At 70.9% G+C, this 14,760-nt stretch carries 11 protein-coding genes; 3 read left to right on the top strand and 8 right to left on the bottom strand.

Features of this window, described 5'->3' with window-relative positions:
* Window positions 1-6: 6 nt before the first annotated feature.
* A complete protein-coding gene (locus CIK71_RS11335) occupies window positions 7-1,368 on the bottom strand; it encodes a glycoside hydrolase 5 family protein (protein WP_199586375.1) in 1,362 nt (453 codons plus the stop codon).
* 243 nt (window positions 1,369-1,611) lie between these two features.
* Between CIK71_RS11335 and CIK71_RS11330 the strand changes: the two genes are divergently transcribed.
* Genes CIK71_RS11330 through CIK71_RS11320 form a run of 3 tightly spaced genes read left to right on the top strand, consistent with a single transcriptional unit; the run spans window position 1,612 to window position 4,755 of the window.
* Window positions 1,612-2,916, top strand: coding sequence for an ABC transporter substrate-binding protein (locus tag CIK71_RS11330; RefSeq protein WP_096165785.1), 1,305 nt, complete (start codon window positions 1,612-1,614; stop codon window positions 2,914-2,916).
* Window positions 2,913-3,860 carry a carbohydrate ABC transporter permease gene (locus tag CIK71_RS11325; RefSeq protein ID WP_096165784.1) on the top strand — a complete coding sequence of 316 codons (948 nt, stop codon included), beginning with the start codon at window positions 2,913-2,915 and terminating at the stop codon, window positions 3,858-3,860. Before CIK71_RS11330 ends, CIK71_RS11325 begins: the two co-directional genes overlap by 4 nt.
* Before the next feature lies 1 nt (window position 3,861).
* Complete coding sequence (locus tag CIK71_RS11320; RefSeq protein ID WP_096165783.1) at window positions 3,862-4,755, top strand: carbohydrate ABC transporter permease; 894 nt, start codon at window positions 3,862-3,864, stop codon at window positions 4,753-4,755.
* Window positions 4,756-4,981: 226 nt separating this feature from the next.
* Here CIK71_RS11320 and CIK71_RS11315 read toward each other — a convergent pair whose 3' ends face one another.
* The 7 genes from CIK71_RS11315 to CIK71_RS11285 form a co-directional block, all read right to left on the bottom strand.
* Entirely contained in the window at window positions 4,982-6,748 is a 1,767-nt protein-coding gene (locus CIK71_RS11315; protein ID WP_176485621.1) for an ATP-binding cassette domain-containing protein, read from the bottom strand.
* Window positions 6,748-8,472: an ABC transporter substrate-binding protein gene (locus CIK71_RS11310; protein ID WP_096165782.1), complete on the bottom strand. Its 1,725-nt coding sequence runs from the start codon at window positions 8,470-8,472 to the stop codon at window positions 6,748-6,750. The genes CIK71_RS11315 and CIK71_RS11310 overlap by 1 nt, the downstream gene beginning before the upstream one ends.
* Complete coding sequence (locus CIK71_RS11305) at window positions 8,469-9,518, bottom strand: ABC transporter permease (RefSeq protein ID WP_096165781.1); 1,050 nt, start codon at window positions 9,516-9,518, stop codon at window positions 8,469-8,471. The genes CIK71_RS11310 and CIK71_RS11305 overlap by 4 nt, the downstream gene beginning before the upstream one ends.
* Window positions 9,518-10,453, bottom strand: coding sequence for an ABC transporter permease (locus CIK71_RS11300; RefSeq protein WP_096165780.1), 936 nt, complete (start codon window positions 10,451-10,453; stop codon window positions 9,518-9,520). The genes CIK71_RS11305 and CIK71_RS11300 overlap by 1 nt, the downstream gene beginning before the upstream one ends.
* Window positions 10,454-10,692: 239 nt before the next feature.
* Entirely contained in the window at window positions 10,693-11,589 is an 897-nt protein-coding gene (locus CIK71_RS11295) for an NAD(P)-dependent oxidoreductase (RefSeq protein WP_096165805.1), read from the bottom strand.
* 47 nt (window positions 11,590-11,636) lie between these two features.
* Window positions 11,637-13,010, bottom strand: a complete 1,374-nt coding sequence (locus tag CIK71_RS11290) for a four-carbon acid sugar kinase family protein (protein WP_241964168.1) — start codon at window positions 13,008-13,010, stop codon at window positions 11,637-11,639.
* A 198-nt stretch (window positions 13,011-13,208) separates the two neighbouring features.
* Window positions 13,209-14,609: a GntP family permease gene (locus tag CIK71_RS11285; RefSeq protein WP_096165778.1), complete on the bottom strand. Its 1,401-nt coding sequence runs from the start codon at window positions 14,607-14,609 to the stop codon at window positions 13,209-13,211.
* Window positions 14,610-14,760 lie beyond the last annotated feature (151 nt).

The following is a 14,760-nucleotide window of genomic DNA, read 5'->3' as shown; positions in this document are numbered from 1 at the left end:
GACGGGTCAGCGCCGTGCCGCGCGGCGCAGGTTGATCGGTGCCGAGGGGCTGGCGTTGTGGTCGATGGCCTCTTCGGTGCGAGCCTCGTCGGCGGCAGTGACGAGGCGGCAGGGTCTTCCCTCGAGGGCTTCAGCGACCCAGCGGGCGAAGATCTCTCCGCGGGGCCCCAGGACGGAGCGGTCGGAGCCGTCCCGGGCGAGGTCGGGGACGGACAGTTCGGCGACGGGCTGCTCAGCGAAGGGGCGGGCAGCGTCGGGCTGCGCGTCGACGGGCTGCTCAGCGAGGAACTGCTCAGCGAAGGGCGGTTCGGCACGTTCCCCGACGCCCCCGCCCCCGTGCTCCGCGCGGAGCTCCGCGGCGAGAGCCCCGATCGCCTCGCCGATGGGCTTGGTGCGACCGTGCTCGTCGAACAGGCCCAGGCTGTACTCGACCTCGGGGAAGTCTCCGAGGTCACGGCTCACGTCGTGGGAGCACCACCAGGTGACCGCCTCGACGGCGGGGTGGGCCACGGCCGAGCGGATGCTCGTGTCCGCGAACTGCGGCGCATGCTCGGCGTCGACCCAGGGGGTGGGCGCGCCGATCTCCTGCAGCCAGATCCGACGGTCCGCGGGGGCACCGAGGTGCCGCCGCCACAGGTCGGCGACCTCGATGAGATAGCGGCCGTAGAGCGCGAGCGCGGGATGCCCCTCGCCGAAGGTCTGGCCGGCACCGGTGAACACCCAGGAATGGACGGTGGTCGAGGCCCCGAGGGTCACCGCGTCGGCCGGGGTGAAGGGGTGATCGTCCTTGAACCACAGGGTGTCGTCGAAGCTGTGATGGCTGCGTCGCCCCGGAAGGTGCTGATCGACCGTCTCGAGGAGGTCACGGGTCCAGGCAGTGGCCTCCTCGCTCGTGACGGGGTGCGGATCGGGGTGGTAGGACACGGCGAACTGGCCGATCTCGTTGCCGAGGGTCATCCCGGTGACGTGGGAGCGCTCGGCGAGCTCGCCGCCGAGCACGCGGGCGAGCTGCTTCTGGGCGTCCACCACGTCCGGGTCGGTGAACATGTTGCGCCGGTGCCAGGTCGAGATCCACGCCGGGAGGAAGTCGTAGCTGGAGAGGTGGCCCTGGAGCAGGTCCACGGAGATGTCGAGTCCCTGCTCGCCGGCCAGATCGACCACGGTGAGCACGTCGTCGACGGCCCGGGAGGAGATCAGGGTCCGGTTGGGCTGGAGGACGGGCCACAGCGGAAAGATCCGCACGTGGTCGAGACCGAGATCAGCGATCTGCGCGAGATCCTCCTGGATCTGGGCGGGCTCGATCTCCCCCCAGGTGTGGAACCAGCCCCGGCGCGGGGTGTAGTTGGCTCCGAGCGCGGCGTGCGACACGGTGAGCTCCTGCATCGTCGATGTACTTAACCGCTTAAACCTATCAGTTCCGCGCCTGTCCCGGCATTCGCGGCACACTCAAGGTTAAGCGCTATAGTACCGGAGGACTTAAGCGCTGCAGTCGACAATGCTCCACGGTCGGGCACCCCGGTACATCCCCCGGGAAAGCCCCTCCCCGCGAGCATCGGAGCTCATCCGCGCTGCAGCGGACCACCTCGTCGAGGACGCAGAAAGAAGGAGCACATGCTCACACGCCGAGACCTCATGACAGGAGGGTCCCTGACGGGGCTGCTCCTGCTCAGCGGCTGCGGACTGCAACCCACCGGCGGCCCCACCGTCGCCTCCGGACCGATCGGGACCGACATCGAGCTCGAGGGCGCGATCCGCTTCCAGACCTGGAACCTGCGCAGCGCCTATCTCGAGTACTTCGAGGGCCTGATCGACGAGTTCGTCGCCGCTCACCCCGGAGCCTCCGTCGACTGGGTGGACCAGCCCGCCGACGGCTACGCCGACAACCTCCAGGTCGACGCCTCGAACCTCGATCTGCCCGACGTCATGAACCTCGCGCCCGATCTGGCCTGGCCCCTCGCCCAGGCCGGGCTGCTCCTCGACATCGCCGATGCGCGCCCCGAGGTCCTCGACGGGTACGCCGACGGTGCCATCGAGGACTACAGCGACCCGCAGGCCGGCACCACGTTCGCCTACCCGTGGTACCTGAACACCGGACCGATCTTCTACAACCGGGCCCTGTTCGAGGAGGCCGGGCTCGATCCCGACGACCCACCCACGACGTGGGACGAGCTGTTCGACCTCGCGGACGCCATGGGAGACGCGGTCGACGGCCGGTTCTACATGATCGGACAGCTGCCGGCGATCGCCGACTTCGGGATGTACGGCGTCCAGGTGCTCGACGACGACCAGGAGCGCTTCATCTTCAACGACGAGCGCGCCGTGCGCATGGTCGAGCGCTACCGCCAGGCGTACGAGCGCAAGGGCCTGCTGCCGGACTCCACGGTCCTGACCTACACGGGCGGCGGCGAACGGTTCCAGAGCGGCCAGGTCGCGCTCTCCACCGGCTCCGCCTACGACGTCGCGAACTTCAAGGAGAACGCGCCCGATCTCTACGCGAACCTCGGCATCACGGAGACGCTGACCGACACGGGCCACGCCAACATGTTCTCGCAGGGCATCGCGGTGAGCTCCCGCACGGAGCACCCCGAGGTCGCGATCGCCTTCGCGGAGTTCCTCACCTCCCAGGAGAAGCAGATGGAGTTCGCCCACATCGTCGACGTCTTCCCGTCCACCGAGGGTGCCCTCGAGGATCCGTACTTCACCGAGGACGACGGCTCCGACACCAGCGAGGTGCGCGTGGTCGCGGCGGGCCAGCTCGACAGCGCCCGCAACTACACACCGGTCGTCTGGACCGAGGAGATGCGCGTGGAGCTGCAGCGCCAGGTCGGCGACGCCGTCGTCGGGCGGATCACCGCCCAGGAGGCCCTCGATGCGTCGGTGGCCCAGGCCAACCGTCTGGCGGGGGTGAGCGAATGAGCACCGCGACGACCCTCGAAAGGCCCCAGGCCGTGGAGACACCGCAACGGCGCCGCAAGCCCGCACCCGTGCGCACCCATGCGCCTCTGACGCCCTGGCTGCTGATGGCCCCGGCGCTGCTCGCCGCGATCGTCTTCGTCCTCTTCCCGTTCCTGAACACGATCGTGCTGTCGTTCACCGACGCGCGCCCCCTGCTCGGCGGCAGCTTCAACGGGCTGCAGAACTATCGCGACCTGCTCGCCGATCCGATGTTCTGGATCGCCCTGCGCAACTGTCTGATCTATGTGGTCGGAGCCGTCCCCCCGCTCGTCATCCTGCCGCTCCTGCTGGCGATGCTGGTCCGCAAGGCGGTCCCCGGGATCGGCGCGATCCGCACCGCGATCTACACCCCCGTGATCGCCTCGGTCGTCGTCACCGGTCTGATCTGGACCTGGCTGCTGGACTCGCGGGGCCTGGTGAACTCGATGGCCGGATGGCTCGGCATCATCTCGAGCCCGATCCCGTTCCTCACCGACGAGTACCTGCTGCTGATCTCCTCGATGATCGTCACGGTGTGGCAGGGGATCGCCTACTACATGGTGGTCTACCTCGCGGTGCTCGCGAACGTCCCGCAGAGCCTCCACGAGGCGGCGATGATGGACGGCGCCGGACCGGTCCGGCGGTTCCTCACCGTGACCCTCCCGGCGATGCGCTCGACGATGCTGCTGATCGGCATCATCGCCTCGCTCGCGGCCTTCCGCATCTTCTCGGAGATCTTCGTCCTCTCCGGCGGCACCGGCGGACCGGGCGGACGCTCGAGCTCGCTGGTCATGCTGATCCGTGAATCCGGGACCGGACTGTCCGGCCGGCTGGGCTACTCCTCGGCCGTCTCCATCGTGCTCTTCCTGCTCACGCTCATCCTCATGATCGTGAACCTGCGCATGACCTACCGGAAGGAGAGCTGACATGGCGCTCACCCATCCCCACACCTCGCGGAAGGGCTCCCGGCACACCGTCGCCCTGTCGGACGGCGAATCCGCCACCCGGCCCGAGCTGGTCCTGCGCTATCTGCTGCTGCTCGTGGTCATCGTGATCTCGATCGGCCCCTTCCTGTGGCAGCTCGCGACGTCCCTGAAGGGCATCGGCGAGGACCTCTACTCGATGCCCCCGTCGTTCTGGCCGGAGGAGTTCAGCCTGGCCGCCTATTCGCAGGTCACCGAGGTGATCCCGGTCTGGTCGTACATCGGCAACTCGGTGATCGTCGCCCTGTGCAACGTCACGCTGAGCGTGGTCGGCTGCGCCATGGCCGGATACGCGATGGCGCGGCTCCAGTTCCGCGGCAAGGTGATCGCCATCGGGCTCTTCGCCGCCACGCTCCTGATCCCGCAGGAGAGCTCGATGATCGCGCTGACGCAGCTGGTCAACGCGATGGGCCTGGGCAACACCCTGGTCGCCGTGTTCCTGCCGACGATGATGAGCGCGATCAGCGTGCTGCTGATGTGGAACGCGTTCCTCGCCCTCCCCAAGGAGGTCGACGAGGCCGCCATCGTCGACGGCGCCTCGGTCTGGCAGCGCTTCCTCCGCCTCGGACTCCCCTCCGTCAAGGGAACCCTCGCCGTGGTCGCGCTGCTCGCCTTCATGGGCAGCTGGAACGACTTCCTGTGGCCGCTGCTGATCCTCTCGGACCCCGACAAGTACACCCTGACCGTGGGCCTGAACTACCTCCAGGGCACCTTCGCGGACAACCCGCGCGTGGTCGCCGCCGGCACGATCATCGCCGTCGCGCCGCTCGTGGCGCTGTTCCTCGCGCTCCAGAGGATCTTCTTCCGGGGCGTGGCCGAGGGCGGCGTCAAGGAGTAGCACCCCACCCCACACCCCACACCCCGCACCCCTCACCCCACGCGCGGTTACCCCTGAGTTATGTGCGCGCTGCTTCCATCCATGGCAGAGAGGTGCTCATAACCCCGGAGTAACTGTCATGTGGGGTGGGGGCGCCGGGCACCGTGCACCGTGCACCGTGCACCGACAGCGAGGGTGGTGGCGCTGGGGCGCGTGTGCCGCAGCGCTTTCCGGGCGCGGGTGAGGTCTATGCCGCGGTGCCGTCGCCTTCGCGCAGCCGGCGCGCGGGGTCCGGCACGCTCGCGAGCAGCGCCCGGGTGTACTCGTGCTGCGGGTCGCCGAGCACCTCGCCCGCGGTGCCCTGCTCGACGGCGCGGCCGCGGCGCAGCACCGTCACGTGGTCCGCGAGGGACCCGACCACCGCCAGGTCGTGGCTGATGAACACGCAGGCGAAGCGCGTCGCCTCGATGGCGTCGCGCAGCACCTCGATGACGTGCGCCTGGATGGTGACGTCGAGGGCGCTGGTGGGCTCGTCGGCGATGAGCAGCGCGGGCTCGAGGATCAGGGCGCGGGCGATCGAGACGCGTTGACGCTGACCACCGGAGAGCTCGTGCGGCAGGCGGCTCGTGTACGAGGCGGGCAGGCGCACCACGTCGAGGGCGTGCTTCACCCGACGGGCGATCTCGGTGCGCGGCACGTTCCCGGCCAGCTGCAGAGGCTCCCCGATGCTCCAGCCCACGGTGCGCCGTGGGTTCAGCGACGAGGCCGGGTCCTGGAACACCAGGCCCACGCGCGCATACGCCGCCCGACGTCCGGCCGCGCCGAGCGTGCGCGGGTCGACGCCGTCGAGCTCGAGGGTGCGCGCCTGCGCCGGGACCAGTCCGGCCAGGGCCTTCCCCCAGGTGGACTTCCCTGAGCCGGATTCTCCGACCAGGCCGTGGATCTCCCCGCGACGGATCTCCATGCCGACGTCCTCGAGCGCCCGATGCGAGCCGCCGCGCCGGTGGTACTCGACGGACAGGCTCTCGACGCGGACGACGAGCGGCTCGGCGGCGAGGGCCGCTGGCTCCCCGCCCGGCCCGTCGGCGAGGGCCGCCGGCTCCCCGCCCGGCCCGTCGGCCGAGTTCGCTGCCGTGCCTTCAACATCCCCGTCGGCCGCAGGCCTGTCAGCCGCCGCGCCGCCGGCCGCTGGCCTGTCGGCCGCAGTCGAAGAGACGCGCTCGAGGCTCTCGGACAGGCGCGGCACGGCGGAGAGCAGCGCCTGGGTGTACGGGGCCTCGGGGGCGGCGAGCAGCCGGCGCACCGGCCCGGTCTCCACCACGTCGCCGTCCTTGAGCACCACCACGTCATCGGCGATCTCGCCCACCACACCCATGTCGTGCGTGATCAGCAGGACCCCGATCTCCAACTCGTCGACGAGCCTCACCAGCAGGTCGAGGATCCCGCGCTGCACGGTGACGTCGAGCGCAGTGGTGGGCTCGTCGGCGATGAGCAGGGACGGATCGCCGCTCAGCGCGAGCGCGATGACCACGCGCTGCAGCTCCCCGCCGGAGAGCTCGTGGGGGTAGGAGGCGGCGGTGCGGTCCGGATCGGGCAGGCCGACGGAGGTCAGCAGCTCCCGGGTGCGCGCCGCGGCGCGAGCCCGGGAACGGATGCCCTCGCGCACGGCGAGGACGTGGCGGAACCCGGTGGACACCTTCATCACCGGGGACAGCGACTGCCCCGGCTCCTGGAAGATCATCCCGATCTCCCGTGACCTGGTCCGGCGCATCTCCTGCGCGGACCGCCCCACGAGCTCCTCACCGCCCAGGCGAGCGCTGCCACTGACCTGCGCGCTGCGGGGCTGGAGGCCGATCGTGGCCAGGGCCGTCATGCTCTTGCCGGAACCGGACTCCCCCACCAGCGCGGTGATCCGCCCTGCGCGCACGGTGAGGTCCAGGCCGGTCACGATGGACCGGCCCGCGATCCTCACCTGCAGATCGTGGAGGAGCAGGAGCTCGTCGGGAGTGCTCATCAGCCGAGCGTCACCGTGAGGTAGTTCGGGTAGGCCGGGAACTCGCCGATCACGAAGTCCTGGACGCCGGAGCCGTGGATGAACGAGTTCTTCGAGTAGATCAGCGGCACGACGGGCGCGTCCTTCAGGATCTGCTGGTCGACGGCCGCCCACTTCGCATGCGCCTCGTCGGCGTCGACCGTGGAGGACGCCTCGAGGATCGCCGCGTCCACGTCGGGGTTGTCGTAGCGGGCGAGGTTGTAGTTGCCGTTGCCGATCTGGCTGGAGTCGAACAGCGGGGTGAGGTTCGCGTTCGGCGAGGGGACGTCGGGCTGCCAGGAGCTGAGCACCAGGTCGTACCCGGTGCCGTCGCCCGCGGTGACCTCGGAGGAGTAGGCGTTCTCGTCCAGGGGCTGGATCGTCACCGTGATCCCGGCGCGGGTGAGGCCCTGCTGGATGGCCTCGGCGGCGCTGGTCTGGTCGTCCGTGATCACGAGGCGGAGGGTCAGGTCGCTGACCCCGGCCTCCTCGAGCAGCGCGATCGCCCGGTCGGCGTCGCCGGTGGGCTCGTCGGCGTACAGGGAGTACTCCTCGCGGCCTGCGATGCCCGGGGTGATCAGCGTGGTCGCGTAGTCGCCGGAGATCTCGCCGCCCTTGGCGGTGCGGTACGCCTCCTTGTCCACGGCGTACTGGATGGCCTGGCGGACCGCGACGTCCTTCAGCCCCTCGGAGTCCGTGTTCATCGCCAGGTACTCCAGCGCGCCCGGACCGGAGGTGACCAGCCGGTCCCCGACGTTCGGATCGTTCTGGGCCTGGACCAGCTGGGCGGTGGGCACGAAGCTCGCCAGGAAGGCGTCCTGGGAGTCGGCGCGGTCGGCGATGATCGACTGGGCGACGACGCTCGCGTCCTGCGAGAGGGAGAATTCGATCGAGTCGGGGCCGCCGGTGCGGGCCTGATCGGTCCCGGCATCCCAGTTGTCGTTGCGCACCAGCACGGCCCGGCTGCCCGGCGAGTAGGACTCCAGACGGTACGGGCCGCTCGCGACGGGCGCGGTCGCGTAGGTCTCGGGCTCGCCAGAGTCCTCGGGGACCGGCGCGAACGCAGGGGTCGAGGCGATCCAGCCGAAGTCGCCGTAGGGGCGGTTGAGATGGAAGACGAGGGTGAGGTCGTCGGGCGTCTCGATCGAGTCGAGGTGCTCGTCGGAGAACGGGCCGGAGTAGTCCCCGCCGCCCTCGAGCAGCACCTTGTGATAGGTCAGCCCGCCGGTGAGCTCTGCCGCGAAGGACCGCTCGAGGCCGTACTTGACGGTCGCGGCGGTGATCGGGGTGCCGTCCTCGAAGAGGAGCCCCTCCTGCAGGGTGAAGGTCCAGGTCTTCCCGTCGTCCGAGACGGTGCCGACGTCGGTCGCGAGGTCCGGGATCAGCTCGGTGGGCGCGTCGGCCGAGGTCTTCCAGGCGGTGAGCCGGCGAGCGACCAGGCCCAGCGTGGTGATCGCGAGGTTCTGACTGGTCGCCGGGTCGAAGCTGAGCTCGTCGCCGGTGGTGAAGATGGTCAGGGTGCCGCCGCTCTCGCCGCCGCCGTCGGAGGAGCCGCTCGAGCCGCCGTTGGAGCAGGCGGCGAGCGCGCCGGTGCCGAGCACGAGCGGGGTGGCGGCGAGGATGCTGCGTCGCGAGAAGACGGACGGGGCGCGCGAGGCGGCCGAGGCGGGCAGCGTGGACGAGGCGGGCGAGGACGTCGGGGTCATGACGGGTTCTCCTGGGGGTTCTGGTCGGGCAGGGCGGGGGTGGAGGGTCGGCGCGAGGAGCGGCGGCCGACGGCGAGGCGTCGGTCCAGCAGCGGCCGGGCGAGGTCGGCGCTGAGGTTCGCAAGCACGATGAGCAGCGAGCCCACGAGCGTGGTGCCGACGATGACGGGCAGGTCCGCGGTGGCGGTGGCGTCGAGCAGCAGGGCGCCGAGACCGGGCTGGCCGAAGATCCGCTCGGTGATCACCGTGCCGCCGAGCAGCGCCCCGATGTCCAGGGCGATGAGGGTGGTCAGCGGCAGGGCGAGGTTGCGCAGCGCGTAGCCGTCGATCCGGCGCTCGGAGAGGCCGGTGGCGCGGGCCGTGCGCACGTAGTCCAGTCCCAGCTGCTCGATCATCGAGGAGCGCACCAGCCGGGCGTAGATGGCGCCGTTGAGGAACGCGAGGGTGGCCCAGGGCAGCACCAGGTGGCGCGCCCACTCCAGCGGCCCCTCGCTGAAGGGCTGGTAGCCGCCGCTGGGCAGGATGCCCAGGCGCAGCGCGAACACCACCACGGCGAGCAGGCCCACCACGAAGGCGGGGGCCGACGCCGCGATCACGGACACCCCGGTCACCACCCGGTCCAGGATCCCGCCCTGGCGACGGGCGGCGAGGGCACCGGCGGCGATGCCGAGCACGGCCTGCAGGGCGACCGCGCCCAGCGCGATGGAGAGGGAGACCGGGAAGCGGTCCGCGAGCAGCTCGGTCACGCTCTGGTGGAGCTGGAAGGAGTAACCCAGGCACGGCGCCGCGCACTCGACGACGACGTCCGCCGAGCCGAAGGTGCGCCCGGTGAAGATCGCCGCCAGGAACGTCCCCAGCTGCACCCACCAGGGCTGGTCGAAGCCCATGAAGCCGCGGGCGGCCTCGAGGTCCTCCGGGGAGCACGGTTTGCCGCACATCCGCAGGGCGGGGTCGATGGGCGCGACGTAGAAGATCGCGAAGGTCAGGCCGACGACGACGAGCAGCACGCCGAGGCTGCGGACCACACGTTGCAGGGAGCGGATCATCAGCGCACTCCTCGGGGGTCGAGGGCGTCGCGCAGGGTGTCGCCGAGGATGTTGAACGAGTAGGTCACCAGGAACAGCGCAGCGGCCGGGAACAGCAGGAAGGCGGGGTCCACGAGCAGCCAGTTGATGGCGTCGCCGATCGACCGGCCCCAGGACGGGGTGGGAGGCAGCACGCCGACGCCCAGGAACGACAGGGTGGCCTCGGCGCTGATCCGGCCCGGCAGCGAGATGCACGAGTAGACGATCACGGTGGAGGCGACGTTCGGGAGCACCTGGTGGCGGAAGACGTGGCCGAAGCGCGCCCCCATCACGCGGGAGGCGACGACGTAGGGCTGGCGCACGATCACGCGGGTCTCCGCAGCGACCACGCGGGCGATGCCCGGCCAGCCGAACATGCCGATGACCACAGTGAGCAGGAGAGCGCGCGGCGCTTCCAGGGGGAACAGGGCGCTGAGCGCGATCGCGAAGATGAGGAAGGGGAAGCCGAGCGTGACGTCGGTGGCGAAGTCCACCAGCTTCTCGATGAGCCCCCCGACGGCGCCGGCCACGATGCCGAGCACCACCCCGATGACGGTGGCCAGCACGGTGGAGGCGATACCCACCAGCAGCGACACCCGCGCGCCGTAGATGACCAGGGAGAACAGGTCACGCCCCGTTCCGGGCTCGACCCCGAACCAGTGCTCGGCGCTGACGCCGCCGAGGGCCCCCTTGGGCGAGGTGTCCGCCCCGAGGGCGTCCGCGTGGTACGTGAACGGGTCGTTGCCGGACAGCGCGGCGAGCTGGGAGGCGAAGAGCGCCGCGAGCAGGCTGACCACCACCACGATCCCCGCGGCGAGGGGCAGAGGGCGCAGGAAGGAGCGCCACACGGGCGCGCGGGATGGTCGCTCTTCCGTCGAGGCGGCGGCCTCGACCGGAAGGGCTTCGCTGGTCGTCATCACGGGTGCTTTCGGTTGCTCAAAGTAAACCAATATTGAGTATGGCACCACCGTGCGCCCGACGGCCCCCTGCAGCGTCACGGTTCGACAACTCCGCACGGCCCCCGCCGGCGGCGCCCGGGCGGCTCGATGGACGGCAGCGCGGACTCACGCGGAATGGGCGCGACGGCAGCGAGGGCCGACGGACGACCTCAGCAGAGAGCTGTCGGCTCCGTGGAACTCGCCGTCAGCTCCCCCGCTCAGCGCTCCTCGCGCAGCACCTGGTACACGATCGAGTCGTCCTTCCGGTCGTGCCCGAGCTCGCTGCCGCGCTGGTAGATCGCTTCGGCCGACGCCGCGAGCGGCACCTCCTGGCCGACCTCCCGCGCCGCCTCGCTCACCAGGCCCATGTCCTTGACGAAGATGCTGAGCGCCGAGCGGACCTCGTCGAACGCTGTGTCGTCGCGCGCGCCCTCGACCATCCTCCCGCCGCGGTCGGCGAACATGAACGACGCCGCCGCCCCGGTGTTCAGCACCTCGTGGACCTGTTCAAGGTCCAGACCCATCGAGTCGGCGAGCGCGAGCGCCTCCCCCGCCACGGCGATGTGCACACCGCACAGCAGCTGGTTGACGACCTTGAAGCGCTGGCCGTCGCCCGGGCGGGAGCCGACCACGGGGGCGTTCGCGGCGAGGGCGTCCAGCAGCGGACGCACCACGGCGACATCCTCCGCGGAGCCGCCCACCATGATCAGCAGGTCGCCGGTGCCGGCGCGGGCCACCCCACCGGAGACGGGGGCGTCGACCACGCGGGCCGTCGTCCCCTCCAGCGCGGTGCAGGTCGCCTCGATCGCGGCGGGGCCCACGGTGGACATGATCAGCACGGTGGTCTCCGTGGTCAGCGCCGGCGCGATGCCTCCCTCGCCGAACAGGACCGCCTCCAGCTGAGCGGGGGTGGCGACCATGACCACGACGATGTCGGCGCCGGTGGCGGCCTCGATCGCCGAGGCGGCCGGATCGGCGGCCTCCGCGACGGCGTCGAGCGCGGCGGGGTTCAGGTCGAAGGCGCGCACGGAGAACCCGGCCTGGCCTGCGGTGCGGACCATGGGGGCACCCATCGCGCCCAGGCCGATCCATCCGACAGCGGGGGTGGTGGCGATCGTGGTCATCGAATTCTCCTCGGAGCGGTGAAGGCTGTAGGGGCTGGTCAGCGGGCTGCGACGGCGGCGGTGAGGCGGTCGACCACGTCTGCGAGGGCCTGCTCGCCGCCCACGTTCCCGGGGAAGACGACGTACGGCATGCCCATGACCTCCTCGGGCGCCTCCTGCGCGGAGAACAGCGAGACCTGGCCGGGCCAGAACTGTCCCTCGACGCGGGCGCGACGGATCCTGAGTCCGTTCGCGGCGACCTCGTGGGAGGTGATGCCGCCCTTGGCGACGACCCAGGCAGGGCGCACGGTGCGCACGCGCCGGACCACGTCGACCACCGCGTCGGACACGCTGCGGGCGATGGCGAGTGATTCGGAGGGATCGTCGGTGCTCACCAGATCACGGCTGGTGTAGACCACGCAGTCCTCGCGGCGGAGGGTCTCGCGCACCTGGCCCGCGACGTCGGCGATGTGCTGCTCGCGCCGTTCGTCGAGCAGCGAGGGCACGTGCAGCTCGACTTCGACCAGCGTGCCGCGCTCCTGGACTGCGCGCAGCTGCGTGGTGGTCAGCCCGACGTGGGAGCCGACGACGACGAGCCCGTGGTCCAGCCGGCCCTCGGGGATCGCGATGGAGTCGGGGCCCACCACCTCGGCGCCGCTCTGCTTGGCGAGCGGGCGCACGAAGGACGGGCCGCAGCGGGTGATGAGGGTGCGGCCGTCGGCCTCGAGGTGCGCGACGGCCTCGGCGACGACCTCCATGTCCGAGTACTCGGTGGCGTTGACGACGACCCAGCGCCGTCCCCGTGCCCCGGCGAGGATCTCGTGCACGCGCCGGACGCCGCCGGTGCGGATGTCGTCGAGCCCGATGCTGAGCACGTCGGCGGCCCGGATCGCTCCCCCGGACCGCTCCTCGAGGAACTCCCGCAGGTCGGAGTGCGAGAACCCGAAGGTCGCGTCGCGGGCGAAGTCGGTGTCCTCGACGCGTCGCGGCTCCCCGTCCACCACGGCGTAGTGCACGTCCCCCTCGGTGAAGCGGCCGGCCTCGAGCATGGCGGGCACCAGCAGGATCGCGTCGACCTCGACGTCATGGGCGGCGAGCTCCTCGGCGATCGCGAGGGGCTCGGCGATCACGTGGCCGCGCAGGGTGGAGTCGGAACGGGAGACGACGTGCAGGCCCTGCCGGGCGACCGAGTCCGCGAGCACGCCGGCCACCAGCGAGCGGTTCAGGGAGACGGCCTCCGCCTCCTCCAGCGCTCGGGTGTTGGTCAGCACGAAGCAGGTCGATCCTGGCTCGGCGAGCACCTCGGCCGGGATCGCGGGGTCCAGGTCGAACGCCACGTCGACCTGGGCCACGCACTGCGAGCCGGTGGGGTCGTCGTCCAGGACCAGCAGGCGGCGGGCGGCGTTCTCGGACACGGTGACGGGCACGGTCACAGGAACCTTCTTCCAGGGTCGGGGCGGGACGTCAGGCAGGACATGGCAGGACATGGCACGTCGGGCGACGGGCGGAGGCGGAGGCGGGCCACGGGACTCCATGGACCGGCCGGCCCGTCCATGAGCTCGGCGATCCATGACGTCCCATACTGCCCTGCTGACCTCGTGCGCGGCCGCGGTGCCCGCCCCCGCGCCCCGTCAGGCCGCGATGACGAACACCACCGCCGAGAGCGCGAAGGCGACCAGCGAGATCGTGGTGCCGACGACCGACCAGGTCTTGAAGGTGGTCACGGTGTCGAAGCCGCAGAACTTGCCGATCAGCCAGAAGCCGGAGTCGTTCACGTGCGACCAGCCGATCGAGGCGGCGCCGATGGTGATCACCATGGCGGAGACCGCGATCGTGTTGAAGTCGCCGGCGATGATCGCCGGAGCCATGATCGAGGCGCCGGTGGTGGCGGCGACGGTGGCCGAGCCCTGTGCGATGCGCATGGCCATGGTGACCAGGTAGGCGGCGACGATCAGCGGCAGGCCCATCGCGTCGAGGCCGTTCGCGACCTCCTCGCCGATGCCGGTCTCGGTGAGGATCGCGCCGAAGGCGCCGCCCGCGCCGGTGATCAGGATGATCGAGCAGACGGGGGCGAGGGCATCGTCCACGAGCTCCTCGAGGAGTCCGCCGACCTGCTCGCCTCGACGGCGACGCGGAATCACGTAGAGCAGGACCATCGCAAGCAGCGCCGAGAGCGCGAGCGCGACCGGGGTCGCCCCGACCAGGCGTGACACCTGGAAGAAGACGTTCTCCGCACTCACCGCGCCGGACTGCTCGGCCGTGGACAGCGCCGTGTTGAAGAAGATGAGCACCAGCGGCAGCAGGAGCACGAGCAGGATCGCCCCGAAGGCGGGACGCTCGGCGACGGGCACGTCACGGGGCTCGCCCAGCAGAGCCGGCACAGGGGTGTCGGGGAATCGCTTGGCGATCGCGCGGGCCACCAGGTAGCCGCCGAAGTACCAGGTGGGCAGGCCGATGAGCAGGCCCACCAGTACGACCAGGCCGATGTCGGCTCCCATCACGGTCGCCGCGGCCGTGGGGCCGGGGTGCGGGGGCAGCAGCGCGTGCATCATCATGAACGACGCGATCGAGGGCAGCGCGTAGAGCATGAACGAGCCGCCGAGGCGCCGGGCCACCGTGTAGATCACCGGCAGCATGACGATGAAGCCGGCGTCCAGGAAGATCGGGAACGCGTAGAACAGCGAGGCGACGGCGAGCGCGAGCGGTGCCCGCGCCTCCCCGAAGGTGTCGAGCATCTTGTCGGCCAGCACCTGGGCGCCGCCGGTGATCTCGATGAGTCTGCCCAGCACGGCGCCGAAACCGACCAGCAGGGCGACGGTGCCGACGGTCGTGCTGAAGCCGCCGATCACCACGTCGATGACGTCACCGACTCCGATGCCGGCCGCGAGACCGGTGGCGACGGCGACGATGAGCAGGGAGAAGAAGGCGTGCAGGCGCGCCTTGATGATGAGGACGAGCAGGATGACGATCGCGACGGCCGCGATCGTCAGGAGCAGCCAGACCGGCCGATCCGCAAGGACGAGTTCTTCCACGGGGTGTCTCCAGAGTGTGTGGGGGCACGCCGGGCCCCGAGCCGCCGACGACGGAGCGCTCGGGACCCGGTCACCGCCGGGCCCCGAGCGCTCGGCTCAGATCCCGGGCAGCAGTGCCCGGCCGCCGGGCTGTGCGCGGCGGGTGCAGGGG

Origin of the sequence: Brachybacterium alimentarium (assembly GCF_002332425.1) — a bacterium.
GTDB lineage: Bacteria > Actinomycetota > Actinomycetes > Actinomycetales > Dermabacteraceae > Brachybacterium > Brachybacterium alimentarium.
This window is presented reverse-complemented; position numbering and strand designations above follow the sequence as displayed.